Below are 14,884 nucleotides of genomic sequence, written 5' to 3' on the forward strand. Positions count from 1 at the left end.
AACGCGTGTTCCCTGCCCGGGCTTTAGCTTTGCTGTGGGGCGCTGACGTGGCTGGCCGCTGGTGAGCGCGCGTGCCGCGGAGAGGCGTCAACAACAATGTCAGCGACAGCAAGGGGGGCTTTGACTCTCCCCTGCTGCTCGCGTTAGGCCTTCGCGAGGCGGGTGATCTTCGCGCGCGCGGTGACGTTCATCTGCGGCGGCAGGTTCTCGATGCGCTCGGCGAGCACCTTGGAGTGAATGTGGCGCGCGGACGGGCTCATGCCGATCTGCGCGGCAATGGAATCCTGGTCGAGGGTCATCTCGAACTCCACGGTCTCCGACTCCCCGACCGGTGTGAGGTGGCCGGAGGCCTGCTCGATCATGCGCTCGACCTTGCCCTCCTCAACCTCGATGATGCCCAGTGGCTCGCGTAGCTCGTGCAGGTGACCGGCGTCCGCCGTGAGGACGACGACCTCCCCACCGGGCTTCAGGATCCGGGCGAACTCGGCAGCGTTGCGCGGAGCGAAGACGACCATGATAGCGTCCACAGACTCGTCCTGGATAGGAAGTCGCGACCATGCGTCCGCGACAATGGCGCCGATGCGGGAGTGGGCCTTAGCCAGGCGCTTGACCGCCGCGGTGGAGACGTCGATGCCCACGCCGCGGGAGTTTTCGATGGTGTCGAGCGCGTGGCTCAGGTAGTAGCCGGTTCCTGCACCGATCTCTACCAGCCCTGGGTGGCTACTCGGCGCGACCCCGGCGTCGTCCAGCACGTCCTCCACCTTGTGGGTGACGGCCTCGACGAAGGGCGCGAAGTGCCCGCCGGTGAGGAAGGTTTCGCGGGCGCTAATCATCGCGGCGTCATCGCCGGAGTACCGAAGCCCGGCTCCGCCGGCGAGCGTCACGTAGCCCTGGCGGGCGATGTCGTAGCTATGCCCCGAGTCGGACACGAGGGTTCGCCACTGCGCGTCACCAGCCGACAGCGCGGTTCCGTCCACCGGGTCCGCCAGCAGATCAATCACATCAGAAAGCACAGTCGCGCTCCTTCATTCAAGCCTCAAGAACTTCTTTTATAAACTATTTGGCTAACCACTGTACAAGCGTGCGGGCACCGAACCCGGTACCGACCGGCGAGACCTCCGCGTAGGTCTGCTCCGCACGCCCCGGACCAGCGATATCCAGGTGGATCAGGTCGACCCCGCGGGTGAACCGGCGGAGGAACATCGCCGCGGTGGTCGCACCCGGCCCCTTCGGAGCCTGGCGGACATCCGCGATCTTCGAATCCACCGCCTGCTCCAGGTACTTCGGCTGTGGCAGCGGCCACCACTGCTCACCGACCTGGGCGCCCCGGCGCGCGAGCTTCAGCGCTACCTGCGGGGTGGGCGCGAACACAGCTCCCGTGCGCAGGCCCAGGGCCAGCTTCGCGGCACCCGTGAGCGTGGCGATGGAGATGATGGCGTTCGGCTCGTACTTCTTGGCCACGTAGCTGATCGCGTCGGCCAGGACCATGCGGCCCTCGGCGTCGGTGTTGGTCACCTCGGAGGTAATGCCACCGTAGTGTTCGACGACATCTCCCGGCCGGTAGGCGTCCCCGGAGACCATGTTCTCCGCCATCGGGACGATCGCGACGACCTTGCGCGGCACCTGTCCTTCCGCGAGCGCCCGGAAAGCGGCGATGACGCTCGCCCCGCCGGTCATGTCCGTGCGCATGAGATCCATCCCAGCGGCGGGCTTGATGCTGATACCACCGGTATCGAAGGTCACTCCCTTGCCGACCATGGCGATGGGGCTGCGGCGCTGTGGCAAGCCGATGCTCTCGGGACCCCACACCATCTCCACCATGACCGGCGGCCGGGAGGATCCGGAGCCCACCGCAATGATGCCGCCGAAGCCCTTGCTACGTAGCCACTCGGCGTCGCGGACCTTCACCTTGACGCCCGGGATGTTCCCGACCAGCTTCTTCGCGCGCTTAGCCAGCCATTCCGGGGACTTCACGTTGCTGGGGGCGTTCGCCAGATCCCGGGACAGGCAGGTTGCCTTACCCAGCTGCACGCCGTCGCGCACCGCGCGGCGCAGCCCCAGGTTCGTGCGATTGTCGATGCTGCGGTACGCCGGGTTGTCCCATGCCAGGTGGAGGTTGCGTACCGCACCGGGTCGCTTCTCATTCGTTGTGACGAACTCGTGGCCGCCCACGATCGCGCCAATGATGAGGGAGCGTAGCTGGCGCGGCTTGATATTGGCGGGCAGGTGAAGCTGGACGAGATGACGCTTGGAGCGCACCGGGTGGCCTGCGACGACCTGGTTCATGTGGCGGATGACCTGCGCCCCGCGGGCGCGCCAGCCGTCGTCGAGAAAGTCGCTGTGCTCGGAAAAGTCAGATGCCCGCGTGGGCGCATCAGGCAGCCCCACGACCCATTCGACGGGTTCTCCGTTCGCGCTGATCTCAACTCCGCGGGCAGGCTCGCGATCCGCGTCGAAGCGCACATTCAGCACTTCGGTTCCCTCGACGGGCGCGCCGAAGGTGATCTCGGGTACGGCCTGCGGAATCTTGGGAATGGGAGCCACGGTTTATGCCCTTTCTGCTGCTTGTTTATCTTCCTTATTATCCCCGGCGGCTGGGGGCGCTTGCTTATAGTCGCCCGGCTGGCCTGGGTCGCCGAAGTGGGTGGCGAGCCGCTCGAGCAGGGCGTCGACCTCGGCCGCGTCGTACCCGCGGAGGGAGCGGGTGAACTTCACCTGCCGTAGGTTCGCCCCGGTGAGCTCACAATTCGCGCGGAACTCCGCTGCCTGCCTTTCGGCGGGGTGGTCCGCTCGCGGCCCGGTGTACTCCCCCGGGCCGAATACGCGCCCCACCAGGTAAACGAGAAGCCCCGCGACAAGTGCCGCGCCGGCGATCGAAAAGATCCAGTACATCCTTGGGGCTTCTCCTAGGGCTGCTCCCGGCGGAGCATCTCCAGCTCCTCCTCGATTCGACCGCGCTCGCGTTCGAGGTCCTCGCGGCGGCGCTTCAAGCTTTCGGTGTGCTTATCGTGCGCACGGTGGCAAAATTCCATGGCGTCCTCGGGGTCGTCCGTGAGGTGAATCAGGTCGACGTCCTCGGGAGAAATCATCTTCTCCTCGACGAGTCGCTCCTTAATCCAGTCCACCAGCGGACCCCAGAATTCCGTCCCGACGAGGATGATCGGGAAGCGTTGGATCTTCTGGGTCTGAACCATCACCAGAGCCTCGAAGAGCTCGTCGAGGGTGCCGAAACCGCCAGGCAGGCAGATGAAGGCCTGGGAGTATTTCAGAAACATCGTCTTGCGCACGAAGAAGTAGCGGAAGTTCATGCCCAGCTGCACCCAGTCGTTGAGGCGCTGCTCGTGGGGCAGCTCGATGCCCAGGCCGATGGAGAGCCCGCCCGCATCTGCCGCACCCCGGTTCGCGGCCTCCATCAGGCCTGGACCACCGCCCGTGATCGTGGCGTAGCCACTGCGGGCGATCAGCGTGCCGATCTGCTGGCCGAGCTTGTAGTACTCGTGGTCTTCCCGGACGCGTGCGGAGCCAAAGACGGTGATCGCCTTCGGGATCTTCGCGAGCGCGCCGAAGCCGTCAACGAACTCGGCCTGGATCCTCATCACGCGCCACGGATCCGTGTGCAACCAGTCGGTGCTGTCCTGAGGCTGAAGCAGGCGCTGGTCGGTGGTGGAGTCCTTCGGCTCTGAGTCCGGAGTCCCCCGGTACAGAACGGGCCCACGGAAACGAAAATCGGAGAGATTGGCCGAATCTGTGGCCAGAAAGTTGGGGGTGGGGTCTTCAGTAGTCATCGCTACTCATCTTAACGGTGACCCAGGACACGTGGCCGCCGGCAATCTCCTGGCGCGGCCAGCATTCCCCCTTAACAGGTGCAGTGCGCGCCCCCGCGGGCCCGGAAGTGGGCAAAGAAGTGGACTTCATTGTCTGACGCGCGCGTGAATATGGTCTAATTCATACATGAATTCCCCCAATACTCAGTCGGCTGCCGACACCACAGCGGCAACCCCAGAGAGTGGCTCCGCCCTCGGCAAGGGGCTTGAAACCCGACACCTCACCATGATGGGCCTCGGCTCCGCTGTCGGTGCCGGCCTGTTCCTCGGAACAGGCGTCGGCATCGAAGCAGCCGGCCCTGCTGTCCTCTTGTCCTACATCGTCGCCGGTATCATCGTCATCTTCGTGATGCAGATGCTGGGCGAGCTCGCGGCCGCGCGCCCGGCCTCCGGCACCTTCGCCACCTATGGCCGCCTGGCATTCGGTAACTGGGCGGGTTTCTCGCTCGGCTGGCTGTACTACTTCATGCTCGTGATGGTCATGGGCGCCGAGATCACCGGCGCCGGCGCCATCATGGGTAAGTGGTTCGGCGTGGATGGCTGGATTCCTGGCCTGATCGCGGTCGTCTTCTTCACCATCGTCAACCTCACCGCCGTGCGCGGCTTCGGCGAGTTTGAGTACTGGTTCGCGTTCATCAAGGTCGCGGTCATCGTCATCTTCCTCGTCATCGGCCTGGGCCTGCTCTTCGGCTTCTTCCCGAGCTTCGAGAGCCCTGGGCTCTCCCACTTCAGCGACTTCGCGCCGAACGGCATCTCCGGCATGGCTGCCGGCCTACTCGCTGTTGCTTTCGCATTCGGCGGAATCGAGATCGTGACCATCGCCGCAGCCGAGGCCAAGGACCCCACCACTTCCATTGCCTCCGCCGTGCGCGCCGTCATCTGGCGCATCTCCGTCTTCTACCTGGGCTCGGTCTTCCTGATCACCGCCCTGCTTCCGTACTCCACCCTGGGTGACGCTGAGACCGCCGCAGAGTCCCCCTTCACCCGCGTGCTGGAGCTGGCGAACATCCCGGGTGCTGTGATGCTCATGGAGATCGTCATCGTCCTGGCCCTGCTCTCGGCATGTAACGCCCAGATCTACGCCACCTCCCGCCTGCTGTTCAGCTTCAGTAGCACTGGCTACGCACCGAAGATCTTCCGGAAGACGAACTCCAAGCAGGTTCCGATCCCGGCAGTGTGGGCATCCCTGTTCTTCGCCTTCCTCTCGGTGACCCTGCAGGTCTGGGGCCCAGAGAACCTGATCGGCATCCTATTCAACGCCGTCGGCGGCTCGCTGCTGGTGATCTGGGTGATGATTGTGCTCTCCGAAATCAAGCTGCGCCCGGCTCTCGAGGCCCGCGGCAAGATGCCGGTCCGGATGTGGGGCTACCCGTTCCTGCCGTGGCTGACCGTTGCCCTGCTGCTGGGGCTCACCATCCTCATGCTGTGGGATCCCTCGGCCCGAGGCCAGGTCATCACCGTAGCCGTCGCTTTCGCTGCGCTCTCCGCACTGGGCTACATCGTGGGCAAGGTTAACCCTGCTGCCCAGGACCACGAGGAGATGACGCTCTAGAACATCACCGGCGCCCCGAACCCTCCTGGGGCGCCCTCACGTGGCAAGAAAAGTCAACGGCCTCGAAAGCACAAAATGGTGCTTCCGAGGCCGTTTTCTTTGAATCTATACCGCGCCCTCACCCACCGCGCCCTCACCCAGCGCGGCGAGACGCTGGGCGGCCTGGGCGATCTGCTCATCGCTAGCGGTCAGCCCCACCCGGACATGCTGTGCTCCAGCGGGGCCATAGAAGTGCCCCGGAGCCACGAGGATGCCAAGTTCCGCGAACCGGTCCACCGTCTCCCACGCATCCCGGCCTTCGGTGGCCCAGATATAGAGCCCGGCTTCGGAGTGCTCGACCGTGAAACCGCCAGCGGCCAGCCCGGCAAGCAGCACCTCACGGCGCTCCCTGTAGCGCTGCCGCTGCAGGGTTTCGAAATCATCGGAACTCAGCGCCGCGATCATCGCGCGTTGGATCGGCCCCGGCACCATGCCCCCGGCGTGCTTCCGGATCCCGAGAATCTCAGCCATGAGCTCCTGGTCACCTGCGAGCCAGCCCGCGCGGTAGCTGGCCATATTGGAGGTCTTCGACAGCGAATGCACCGCGATCAGGTTGCGGTGGTCGCCATCGCAGACCCGCGGATCGAGGATGGAGACGGGCGCGTCGGCCACCTCGGTGGCCTCCCACCCCAGGCCGAGGTAGCACTCGTCGGAGACAACGATGCAGTCGCGCTGCCGGGCGAAGTCCACGACCTTGCGAAGGTGCTCTACCCCGAGCACTGCGCCGTGCGGGTTCGCGGGCGAGTTGAGGTAAATCAGGGCTGGAGTTTCGGGCCCCAATTTCAGCAGCGAATCAGCGCGCAGCACCCGGCAGCCCGCGAGTTTCGCGGAGACCTCATAGGTCGGATACGCCAGCTCTGGGATGACCACCAGCGAATCGGCATGGATGCCGAGGTCCATCGGCAGGCTCGCGATCGCCTCCTTGGTGCCGATCACCGGCACCACGGCATCCTCGCTGAGCCCGGTGACACCGAAGCGTCGGGCCATCGCGGCCACGATGGCTTCCCTGAGTTCAGCGGAACCTTCGGTGGGCGGGTAGCCCGGCTGCCACGCGGCCTCCGCCAGCGCGAGCTGGACGTTCGGGGGGACGTCGTCGACTGGCGTTCCGACGGAGAGGTTAATCATCCCGTCGGGGTGGGCGGCAGCTCGCTGCGTCGCCTCAGCCAGAGTGTCCCAGGGAAACGCTGGAAGCCGCTCGGCGGCGGGGGTGCGAAAAGCTGGTGACCGTCGAGTCACGGGTTCACTCTCCTCATTGAAAAACTCCCGGTGCCCCACCAGAAGCACCGGGAGCCGGGCACGCGGCCGACACTGTGAAGGCCGGCCTTCCAGCCACTTAGGCCTGGGGTGGCAGGGCCGCGATCATCGGGGCGTCGAAGTCCTGCGGGCCAAGCGCCGCAGCACCGCCCGGGGAGCCCAGGTCGTCGAAGAACGCCGCGTTGGCGTCGTTGTACTCTTCCCACTCCTCCGGGATGTCGTCCTCGTAGAAGACGGCCTCGACCGGGCAGACCGGCTCACACGCGCCGCAGTCCACGCACTCATCTGGGTGGATGTACAGCATGCGCTTGCCTTCGTAGATGCAGTCCACTGGGCACTCTTCGACGCAGCTGCGGTCCAGGACGTCGACGCATGGTTGCGCAATCGTGTAGGTCATTATTCTCCCTTATGCACTATCGGGTCTAGCGCTAACGGCTAAGCACTTATCTCTTTATTCTGTCACTCGGGCGGGTTCAATTCGAATCACGATCGGCCGTGGGGTCGATATACATGACCGGAATCGCGCCACCCAGCAGCCCCGCTGCGAGCAGGCCGAGCGTGGTGATGCTTTGCGGGATCAGGGTATCCCCGCTGGAGCTGATAGCAGGCCACAGCAGCAGCGCGATGAATCCCGCCAGCCAGATCCAGGTGGGGATGGCAGCGATCGCTTTATTCGGGGTCCACAGCAGCGCGGTTTTGGTGATGATCCAGTTGAACACTCCCGCGAAGAGGATCGTCCAAGGCAACGGAATACTCACCTCGCCGATGCTGATGCGGCTGCCCAGGTAGAGCACGGAGACGAAGAGTCCGAAGGCAGCCCCAACGCTCAGCCAGGCGATCCCCGCAATCCGCTCGCGGCGGGTGGTGTCGCGGCGGACCTGGCTGCGGTTCGGGTCTCCCCAGTGAGGCTCGCTCCGGCGTGTCTCTTCGGGATTGACGGCACGGTGGTTTTGGCTTGTCGCGTTGTCAGCCATTCTCACCCCGTACCTTCCCGTCGTTACCGTGTTCTTGGGCGGTCCCGTTGCTGGGAACCACGAAGTCAAAGTGTAGCAGACTGATCTGTCTGTTTGTGTTTGGCTCAGCGTTCTTCACCCAGCCCAGCTGATAGCCCTCGACGGGGAGGATCGGCTGGCTGATGAGGTTCGACAACGCGAAGAGGTACTCCCCCGTCGGCGTGACCACGTCCCGAGCTTCGGGGTTGACGTCCGTTCGAGTACCGTCGGCGACCCACAACTGCGTGGCGTGCGCCGCCATCGCCTTCCGCTTGGCCGCGACGTCCTCGGGCGCGCCCTGGACGAAGGCGTCGATAAACTCTTCCGCGACCAGCGCGACCTCCCCGTCCTCAGCCTTACGCCAGCCTTCCGGCACCTCCGCGCCCGCCATCGCCGCGTGGAATGCCCCTGCCGGAGTGACGGCCCACCAGATCTCGTGCGGGGCGGCCTCCTCGCCCGCGTCCACGAGCCGGCGGACTGCTTCGTGGGTCACCCGGTGGGCTCGGATGTGGTCGGGGTGCCCATAGCCGCCGTCGGGGCCGTAGGTGACGAGCACCTCCGGGCGCTCACGGCGGAGCACCGCGAGCAGCTGCTCAACCTGTAGCTCCCAGTTATCCTCCGAGTCCCCGGCGAAGGCGCGGGGGTGCCGGATCGTCGGGGTATCCGCCATCCCGGAATCCCGCCAGCGGCTCAGCCCACCCAGGAACTGCGGGCCCTGCTGAACCCCGAGGTGCTCAAGGGCGTGCTGCAGTTCCCCGATGCGGAAACCGCCCAGCAGGTCGGAGTGCTCGGAGGTGAGGTTCTGGTACTTCTCCCCGATCACCTCCCCTTCTTCACCGAGCGTGCAGGTCAGCACGGAAGTCTCCGCACCTACCCGGGAGCTCGCGGCCACCAATAGGCCAGTAAACAAGGATTCATCATCCGGGTGGGCGTGGATAAACATCACCCGGCGCGGTGCCGCGTGGGTGGCGGGCTTAGTCATCTGAACGTGGTACCTCCGGTTCTGGGGCTGCCGTCGTCGGTTCCGCCACGTCCTGGCGCGTCCAGCGGGCACCGCCGAAAAAAATTCCACTATAGGGGTCGAAAGGCCACTGCTCGACGGGCTTGTCGGAGCCCACGAACTCTGGGCTCGCAGCGTAGTACTGCTCATCGCGCAAGAGTGGCAACAGCACGGACTGGATCTGCACCAGCGCGTTCACCTGCTCGATAGCTGCGGCGGAATCTTCACCGTCGCGCACCTCGGCGATGGCTTCGTCGATTGCCGGGTCGCAGAGGCCCGTGATGTTCGCGCCGAAGGTTCGCTGCGGGGACCCCTCCGCTGGCTCCACCGACGGGGTGGCCTCCGTCTCGCCAGGTTCTTGTGACGAGCTCGCCTTGTCGGATTCGGTGGCCTTTTCGCTGGTCGCGGAGCTGACGGTCGACTCCTCGGACTTGCTGTCTTCGCCCGACGTTTTATCCTCGGCAGCCCGTTCCTCAGCCTGACGCAGCGTCTCCGGCTGGACGCAGGAGAACTGGTTGGCCACGTCCGTGGGGGTATCCGGGGTGCGCCCCCACAGCACCGACGCGTCTACCTCCCCCTCGGGGATCATCTCCTCCAGCAGATTTTCCGCATCCACAGTCAGAGCCTGGGCGTTGATCCCGTTGCGGCTGAGCTCATCAGCGATCGTGCGGGCGGCGATGGCCGCCTGCTTGTCGTTATTGGGAGCGGCGATGGTGAAGGGGCGCTCGTCGAACAAAGCCCGGGCCTCGTCCGGCATCTGTTCGGTGGGTCGCTCACCCCATTCCGGAGGGGTGACGTCCCTATTCCCGGAGACGATCTGCGCCACGGTGTCTGGCTTGATCGCCGCCAAGGCTGCGCGGCGCACAGCCATCTGGTTCATCCGCTCCGAATCGAGATTGAGAGCGAAGTTCAGCTGGACCTTCCGGTCCCGCTGGGTACCGCGGACATCCGGCACCTCGCCGAGGGTCAGCGCCGCCAGCCCCGCTGGGTAGGAGGCGTACATCTGCAGCTGCCGGGAACGCAGCATCTGCGCCCCCGTGTGAACATCCGGGACCGCCCGGAGGACCAGCTTATCCGTGGCGGCAGGGGCTGATCCCCAGTAGCGGTCGTTGCGCTGCAGCTCGATGACACCGCGCCCAGCGTCTACTGCGTGAACCCGATAAGCTCCGCCCGAGGCCACCGATCGCTCGTTCATCATCGTGGCGAACTGCTGCCCCTCAGCCCGATAGATATGGCTCGGCAGCAGATGCCGGAACAACTGCCGCCAACCTTCCTGCGGCTCGCTAAAACTCACGCGAACCCTTGAGCCTCCCCCGGAGACCTTGATCCCAGAGATCTTGCTGTACTGGGCCGCATTCTCCGCGATGCGCTGGGTGCGCAGCTCATCCCAGAGGTACTGGAAATCACTGCCAGAGATCGGGGTGCCGTCGGACCACTGGGCGTGCGGGCGCAGGGTGTAGGTCACCTCGGTCGGCGCCTCAGGGTTATCGGCATCCACCTTGACCAGGAGGTCCTTGTTCATCACCCAGCGGTTGCCGAAGCGGTTGAACGCGGACGGCAGCGTGAGATCAGCGACCGCCATCGTGGATTGGCCCAGGTTTCCGACGATGTGCGGGTTCAGGTTGCCGTCGAATTCATCGACGCCAATGTTGATCTCCCGCAGCTTCGAATCCGGAGTGTCTTCGTTCTTTTCCTCGTTAGGCTCCTTGGCCTTGGGCTTGGCCGGCTCTTCCACGGTGGGGGCATCGCCGGGGCGGGCCTGGCAGCCTGCCAGCACGAGGCTGAGCGCCACCGGGGTGGCCACGAGGGCAGCAAAAAAGCGCTGACGGGGTTGCCTCTGAGTCATTGCCAAGACCAACCTCCGTCAGCGCCACTGCGCTCTATCACGCCCGGGCGGGTGGCTCCCCGCCGCGGGCGAAGAGCACATTACTTGTTACGAGCCTTTTCGCGGGACCGGGCGCGAGCGCGCTCGGTTGCATTAAGGACCAGCTTACGCACGCGAATGACGTCCGGCGCGACCTCGACGCACTCGTCGTAGCCACAGAATTCCATGGCTTCCTCGAGGCTCATCTCGTGGGCCTTCGCCAGGGTCACGGTCGTGTCCGCGGACGCGGCGCGCATGTTCGTCAGCTTCTTTTCCTTGGTGACGTTGACGTCCATGTCCTCGTCGCGGTTGTTCGCGCCGACGACGACGCCCTCGTAGACCTCGGCGCCCGGCTCGACGAAGAACTGACCGCGGTCGGCGAGGTTGATCAGCGCATAGGCGGTGACCTGGCCGGTGCGGTCCGCGACCAGGGAACCCGTCGGGCGGCCCTTGATCTCGCCGGCCCAGGGCTGGTAGCCCGCAGAGTAGTGGTTGGCGATACCGGTGCCGTGGGTCTCGGTCATGAAGACAGTGCGGAAACCGATGAGTCCACGAGCAGGCACGACGAAGTGCATGCGGATCCAGCCGGAGCCGGTGTTGTCCATGGACTCCATCCGGCCCTTGCGGGCGGCCATCAGCTGGGTGATGTTGCCCAGGTACTCCTCTGGAGTGTCGATGGTGAGGTTCTCGTAGGGCTCCATGAGCTGACCGTTCTCGGTGCGGGTCACGACCTGTGGCTTACCGACGGTGAGCTCGAAGCCCTCGCGACGCATCGTCTCAACGAGGACGGACAGCGCCATCTCACCACGGCCCTGGACCTCCCAGGCGTCGGGCCGCTCGGTCGGCAGCACGCGGAGGGAGACGTTACCGATCAGTTCCTGGTCGAGGCGGGCCTTCACCATGCGGGCGGTGAGCTTATCGCCACCTCCACGACCAGCCATCGGGGAGGTATTCACGCCGATGGTCATGGAGATCGCAGGCTCATCTACGGCGATGCGCGGCAGCGGATTCGGGTGCTCCGGGTCGGCGAGAGTATCGCCGATCATGATGTCGTCGATGCCAGAGATCGCGGCAATGTCACCAGCGATGACCTCCTCGGCAGGCACACGGGTCACGCCGACGGTGCGCAGAAGCTCGGCGATCTTCGCGGTCTTGACATGCTGCTCGCCCTCCTCGTCGTAGTGGATCCACGCGACCTGCTGGCCCTTGCGCAGCACGCCGGAGTGGATGCGGACCAGGCCGATGCGACCCAGGAAGGAGCTGGAGTCGAGGTTCGTGACGTGGGCCTGCAGCGGGCCTTCGATGTCGGCGGAAGGCTCCGGGAGAGTGTCGTACAGGACGTCGAAGAGGGGCTGCAGGTCCGGGGAGTTCGGGACGTTGCCGTTGCCCGGATTCTCGGTGGACGCCTTGCCCTCGCGGCCGGAGGTGTAAAGCACCGGCAGCTCCAGAAGGGACTCGGCGGCCTCCATGGCCTCCTCGTCCTCCAGGGTGGAAGCCAGCTCGAGGAGCAGGTCCTGCGCCTCTTCGACAACCTCGTCGATGCGGGCGTCCGAGCGGTCGGTCTTGTTCACGCAAATGATGACCGGCATCTTGGCGGCCAGTGCCTTGCCGAGCACGAAGCGGGTCTGCGGCAGCGGCCCCTCGGATGCGTCGACGAGCAGCACCACGCCGTCCACCATGGACAGGGCGCGCTCAACCTCGCCGCCGAAGTCGGCGTGGCCTGGGGTGTCGATCACGTTGATGACGAGGTCGGAGCCGTCCTTACCGAGCCCCTTGCGGCGAATCGCGGTGTTCTTCGCAAGGATCGTGATGCCCTTTTCGCGCTCCAGGTCACCAGAATCCATGACACGGTCCTCGACCTCCGCGTGCGGGTCGAAGGCGCCAGACTGGCGCAGCATGGCATCGACGAGAGTCGTCTTTCCGTGGTCGACGTGCGCGACGATGGCGACGTTTCGAAACTCGGTATGGGTCACTAGTTCAACGCTTCCTTAAAAATATCGACTATGAGCGATTGGCCACTCCTACGGAGCCAATGTTAGCGCCGCGGTTGACTCCACTATTTTTCCACATGCCTCGAAGTTTTTCTGCATGCGTTATCCCAGCCCGTGCTCGTCACCCCTGCGCACTCCCCCGCTTCCGGGGTCAGGTGGCGGCCAGAAAAGTTTTATCGTTTTCCCCAACTTTTCACGCCGTGCTGATATTGTGAACCAAACCAAACAACAATCGTGCAAGCGCTGACTGCCCTCTCCCATAGAACGGTGATGAGCAGCACCAGGCTTGCCGGTCCGAAATACTCCGCAACCAGCACTGGAAGGCACCACCCGGAATGAACGTCAAGGCCATTTCCTCTCGCAAGCGCACGTGGGGCCGCCGCGCCGCCACGACCCTCGCCGCGATGGCGCTCAGCGCCACGGCCGTCATCAGCCCAGCGCAGGCAGCTCCTGTCGGCTCTCTCGATCACCTCGGCCGTCCGGCACCGCACGTGCTGAACCAGATCGAGCAGTTCGCCAACACCCCTGGCCTGCCTGACAAGGCCAAGTCCGCCCTCGAGTCGGTGGTCGGCTTCTTCCGTGGCGATGGCGACAAGGATCCTGGCGTCTACCTGCCGGAGGGCGGCCCGGCATTCACCCAGTTCGCTTTCCCGACCATGTCCATGAAGTGCATCGGCGGCAAGAACAAGGCCGTTGGTACCGCCATGGCCGTTCCGGGCCCGGCTGCCCTGCCACTGCCTGGCGTGGCAGCGGGTGAGGTGAACTTCGTCTTCACCGCACTGGGCACGGGCCCGGCTGCGAAGAAGCAGGCCATCCCGATGCGCGTCCACTGGGTGAACATCAACAACGGCCGCATCGGCACCACCGTGCTGGGCAACAACGGCATCAACCCGAAGGGCCCGGGCACCGTCAACGGTGCTGCGAAGACCGGTCCGGGCACCGTCCTGGCTCTGCTTGAGGGCGGCGTGACCACGGTGGAAGAGAACTCCGGCCCGTCCAACTGTGGTTTCAGCCCGACCGTGGCAATGATCAACGTCCGCTAAAACAGCCGCGATGACCATCGTCGGCTAGCACAGCGCCCGTGGCCCCCCAAGGGCCACGGGCGCACATGCTTGCGGACACGGCTAAGCGGCCTTGCCCCCGCGTTCCGTGGGGGCGATTTTTGTGAGCGCCACGCCCACCGCGGCACCCAAAACCACACCCACCGCGAGGTTATTGGTGGCCAGGGTCGCAGTGAAGACGCACATCATCACCAGCGAGTGCTGCCACGGCAACCGCAGTAAGCCCTTGGGGCTCACGGTGTACCAGGAGATCGTCTTCAGAGAGACGATGACCATCACCGCAGCCAGCGCTGCCATGGGGATGGCGGAGACGACCTGGTGCAGCGAAAGGATGAATAGCAGCAAAAACCCGCCAGCGGCAATCGAGGAGAAGCGGGTGCGGGCATGGGATTCCTCAACGTTGACCATCGTCTGGCCGATCATGCCGCAGCCGCCCGTTCCAGCCAGCGCACCGGCGGCGATATTAGCCACGCCCTGACCCCAGGATTCGCGGGTCTTGTTGGAGGAGGTCATGGTCATCCCGTCCACCAGCTGGCCTGTCATCACCGACTCCACCAGCCCGACGGCGGCGAAGCCCAGTGCGTAAGGCAGCACGAGAAAGAATGTCTCCCAGGTCCACGGGACATCCGGCATGCGCACCTCGGGCAGCCCACCGGTGAGACCACCCATGTCCCCCACATCCGGCACCCGCCAGCCGAGAATCACGACCATCAGGGTCAGGATCGCGATGGCGATCAGTGGTGCGGGGATCGCAGCGGTGATCTTCGGGAAGATAAGCAGAGCGGCGATGCCAATGGCGAAGAGCACCCACACCGGCCAGTCGGCACCGATGATGTGCTCCAGCTGGGCGGTGAGGATCATGATGCCCAGGGCGTTGACGAATCCGGCCATGACCTCGGGTGTGATGAAGCGCTGCAGCTTGGCTACACCCAGCAGGCCGAAGATCACCTGAATGATGCCGGCCAGCACGACCGTCACGATGAGGTAATCCGTCCCGTGGCTGGCCACGAGGGGCGCAATGACTAGGGCGGTGGCGCCGGCAGCGCCGGTGATCATCGCCGGTCGCCCACCCGTGAACGCGATGACGAAGCACAGCACCACCGTGGAAAACAGCCCCACCGCGGGGCTCACTCCGGCGAGGATCGCGAAGCTGATGACCTCCGGGATCAGGGCGAAGGAGGTAGCCAGCCCGGCCAAAACCTCCGTGCGGAATCTTTGTTGACTGCTGAATGCTTCGCGGAAGGAGCCCACCACCGACTGGTACGGAGGCCCCTGGGGAACGGTACGTGGCATGCGCTTAAGCATAA

13 protein-coding genes are annotated in these 14,884 nt (G+C 65.0%); 2 read left to right on the forward strand and 11 right to left on the reverse strand.

Annotated features, from left to right (window positions below):
- Positions 1-143: 143 nt before the first annotated feature.
- From HMPREF3088_RS00075 to HMPREF3088_RS00090, 4 genes are read right to left on the reverse strand one after another with little or no spacing between them, the layout of a single operon-like run.
- On the reverse strand, positions 144-1,013 hold the full coding sequence (locus HMPREF3088_RS00075) for a methyltransferase domain-containing protein (RefSeq protein WP_070757441.1): 870 nt from the start codon (positions 1,011-1,013) through the stop codon (positions 144-146).
- 43 nt (positions 1,014-1,056) lie between these two features.
- Positions 1,057-2,544, reverse strand: coding sequence for a leucyl aminopeptidase family protein (locus HMPREF3088_RS00080; RefSeq protein ID WP_070757443.1), 1,488 nt, complete (start codon positions 2,542-2,544; stop codon positions 1,057-1,059).
- 3 nt (positions 2,545-2,547) lie between these two features.
- Positions 2,548-2,892, reverse strand: a complete 345-nt coding sequence (locus HMPREF3088_RS00085) for a DivIVA domain-containing protein (RefSeq protein ID WP_070757445.1) — start codon at positions 2,890-2,892, stop codon at positions 2,548-2,550.
- Between the two features lie 14 nt (positions 2,893-2,906).
- A complete protein-coding gene (locus tag HMPREF3088_RS00090; protein ID WP_070757447.1) occupies positions 2,907-3,785 on the reverse strand; it encodes an LOG family protein in 879 nt (292 codons plus the stop codon).
- 166 nt (positions 3,786-3,951) lie between these two features.
- On the opposite strand from HMPREF3088_RS00090, the gene HMPREF3088_RS00095 reads away from it, so the two are divergent.
- A complete protein-coding gene (locus HMPREF3088_RS00095) occupies positions 3,952-5,376 on the forward strand; it encodes an amino acid permease (protein ID WP_070757449.1) in 1,425 nt (474 codons plus the stop codon).
- Between the two features lie 105 nt (positions 5,377-5,481).
- Here HMPREF3088_RS00095 and dapC read toward each other — a convergent pair whose 3' ends face one another.
- The 6 genes from dapC to typA form a co-directional block, all read right to left on the reverse strand.
- Positions 5,482-6,651: a succinyldiaminopimelate transaminase gene (gene dapC / locus HMPREF3088_RS00100; protein ID WP_070757450.1), complete on the reverse strand. Its 1,170-nt coding sequence runs from the start codon at positions 6,649-6,651 to the stop codon at positions 5,482-5,484.
- Positions 6,652-6,748: 97 nt separating this feature from the next.
- On the reverse strand, positions 6,749-7,066 hold the full coding sequence (gene fdxA, locus HMPREF3088_RS00105) for a ferredoxin (RefSeq protein WP_012359913.1): 318 nt from the start codon (positions 7,064-7,066) through the stop codon (positions 6,749-6,751).
- Positions 7,067-7,142: 76 nt separating this feature from the next.
- Positions 7,143-7,643: a hypothetical protein gene (locus HMPREF3088_RS00110; RefSeq protein WP_070757452.1), complete on the reverse strand. Its 501-nt coding sequence runs from the start codon at positions 7,641-7,643 to the stop codon at positions 7,143-7,145.
- Positions 7,636-8,643 (reverse strand): N-acetyl-1-D-myo-inositol-2-amino-2-deoxy-alpha-D-glucopyranoside deacetylase, encoded by a 1,008-nt coding sequence (mshB, locus tag HMPREF3088_RS00115; protein ID WP_070757454.1) that lies wholly within the window; start codon positions 8,641-8,643, stop codon positions 7,636-7,638. The genes HMPREF3088_RS00110 and mshB overlap by 8 nt, the downstream gene beginning before the upstream one ends.
- On the reverse strand, positions 8,636-10,507 hold the full coding sequence (locus HMPREF3088_RS00120) for an ABC transporter family substrate-binding protein (RefSeq protein ID WP_246817948.1): 1,872 nt from the start codon (positions 10,505-10,507) through the stop codon (positions 8,636-8,638). Before HMPREF3088_RS00120 ends, mshB begins: the two co-directional genes overlap by 8 nt.
- An 80-nt stretch (positions 10,508-10,587) precedes the next feature.
- Complete coding sequence (gene typA / locus HMPREF3088_RS00125; RefSeq protein ID WP_070757456.1) at positions 10,588-12,498, reverse strand: translational GTPase TypA; 1,911 nt, start codon at positions 12,496-12,498, stop codon at positions 10,588-10,590.
- 353 nt (positions 12,499-12,851) lie between these two features.
- Here typA and HMPREF3088_RS00130 point away from each other — a divergent pair, with 353 nt between their 5' ends.
- Positions 12,852-13,559: an Rv1157c family protein gene (locus tag HMPREF3088_RS00130; protein ID WP_070757458.1), complete on the forward strand. Its 708-nt coding sequence runs from the start codon at positions 12,852-12,854 to the stop codon at positions 13,557-13,559.
- A gap of 81 nt (positions 13,560-13,640) precedes the next feature.
- Here HMPREF3088_RS00130 and HMPREF3088_RS00135 read toward each other — a convergent pair whose 3' ends face one another.
- Positions 13,641-14,870, reverse strand: a complete 1,230-nt coding sequence (locus HMPREF3088_RS00135) for a SulP family inorganic anion transporter (RefSeq protein WP_246817949.1) — start codon at positions 14,868-14,870, stop codon at positions 13,641-13,643.
- Positions 14,871-14,884 lie beyond the last annotated feature (14 nt).

The sequence above is a fragment of the Corynebacterium sp. HMSC22B11 genome (assembly GCF_001815965.1).
Taxonomy (GTDB): domain Bacteria; phylum Actinomycetota; class Actinomycetes; order Mycobacteriales; family Mycobacteriaceae; genus Corynebacterium.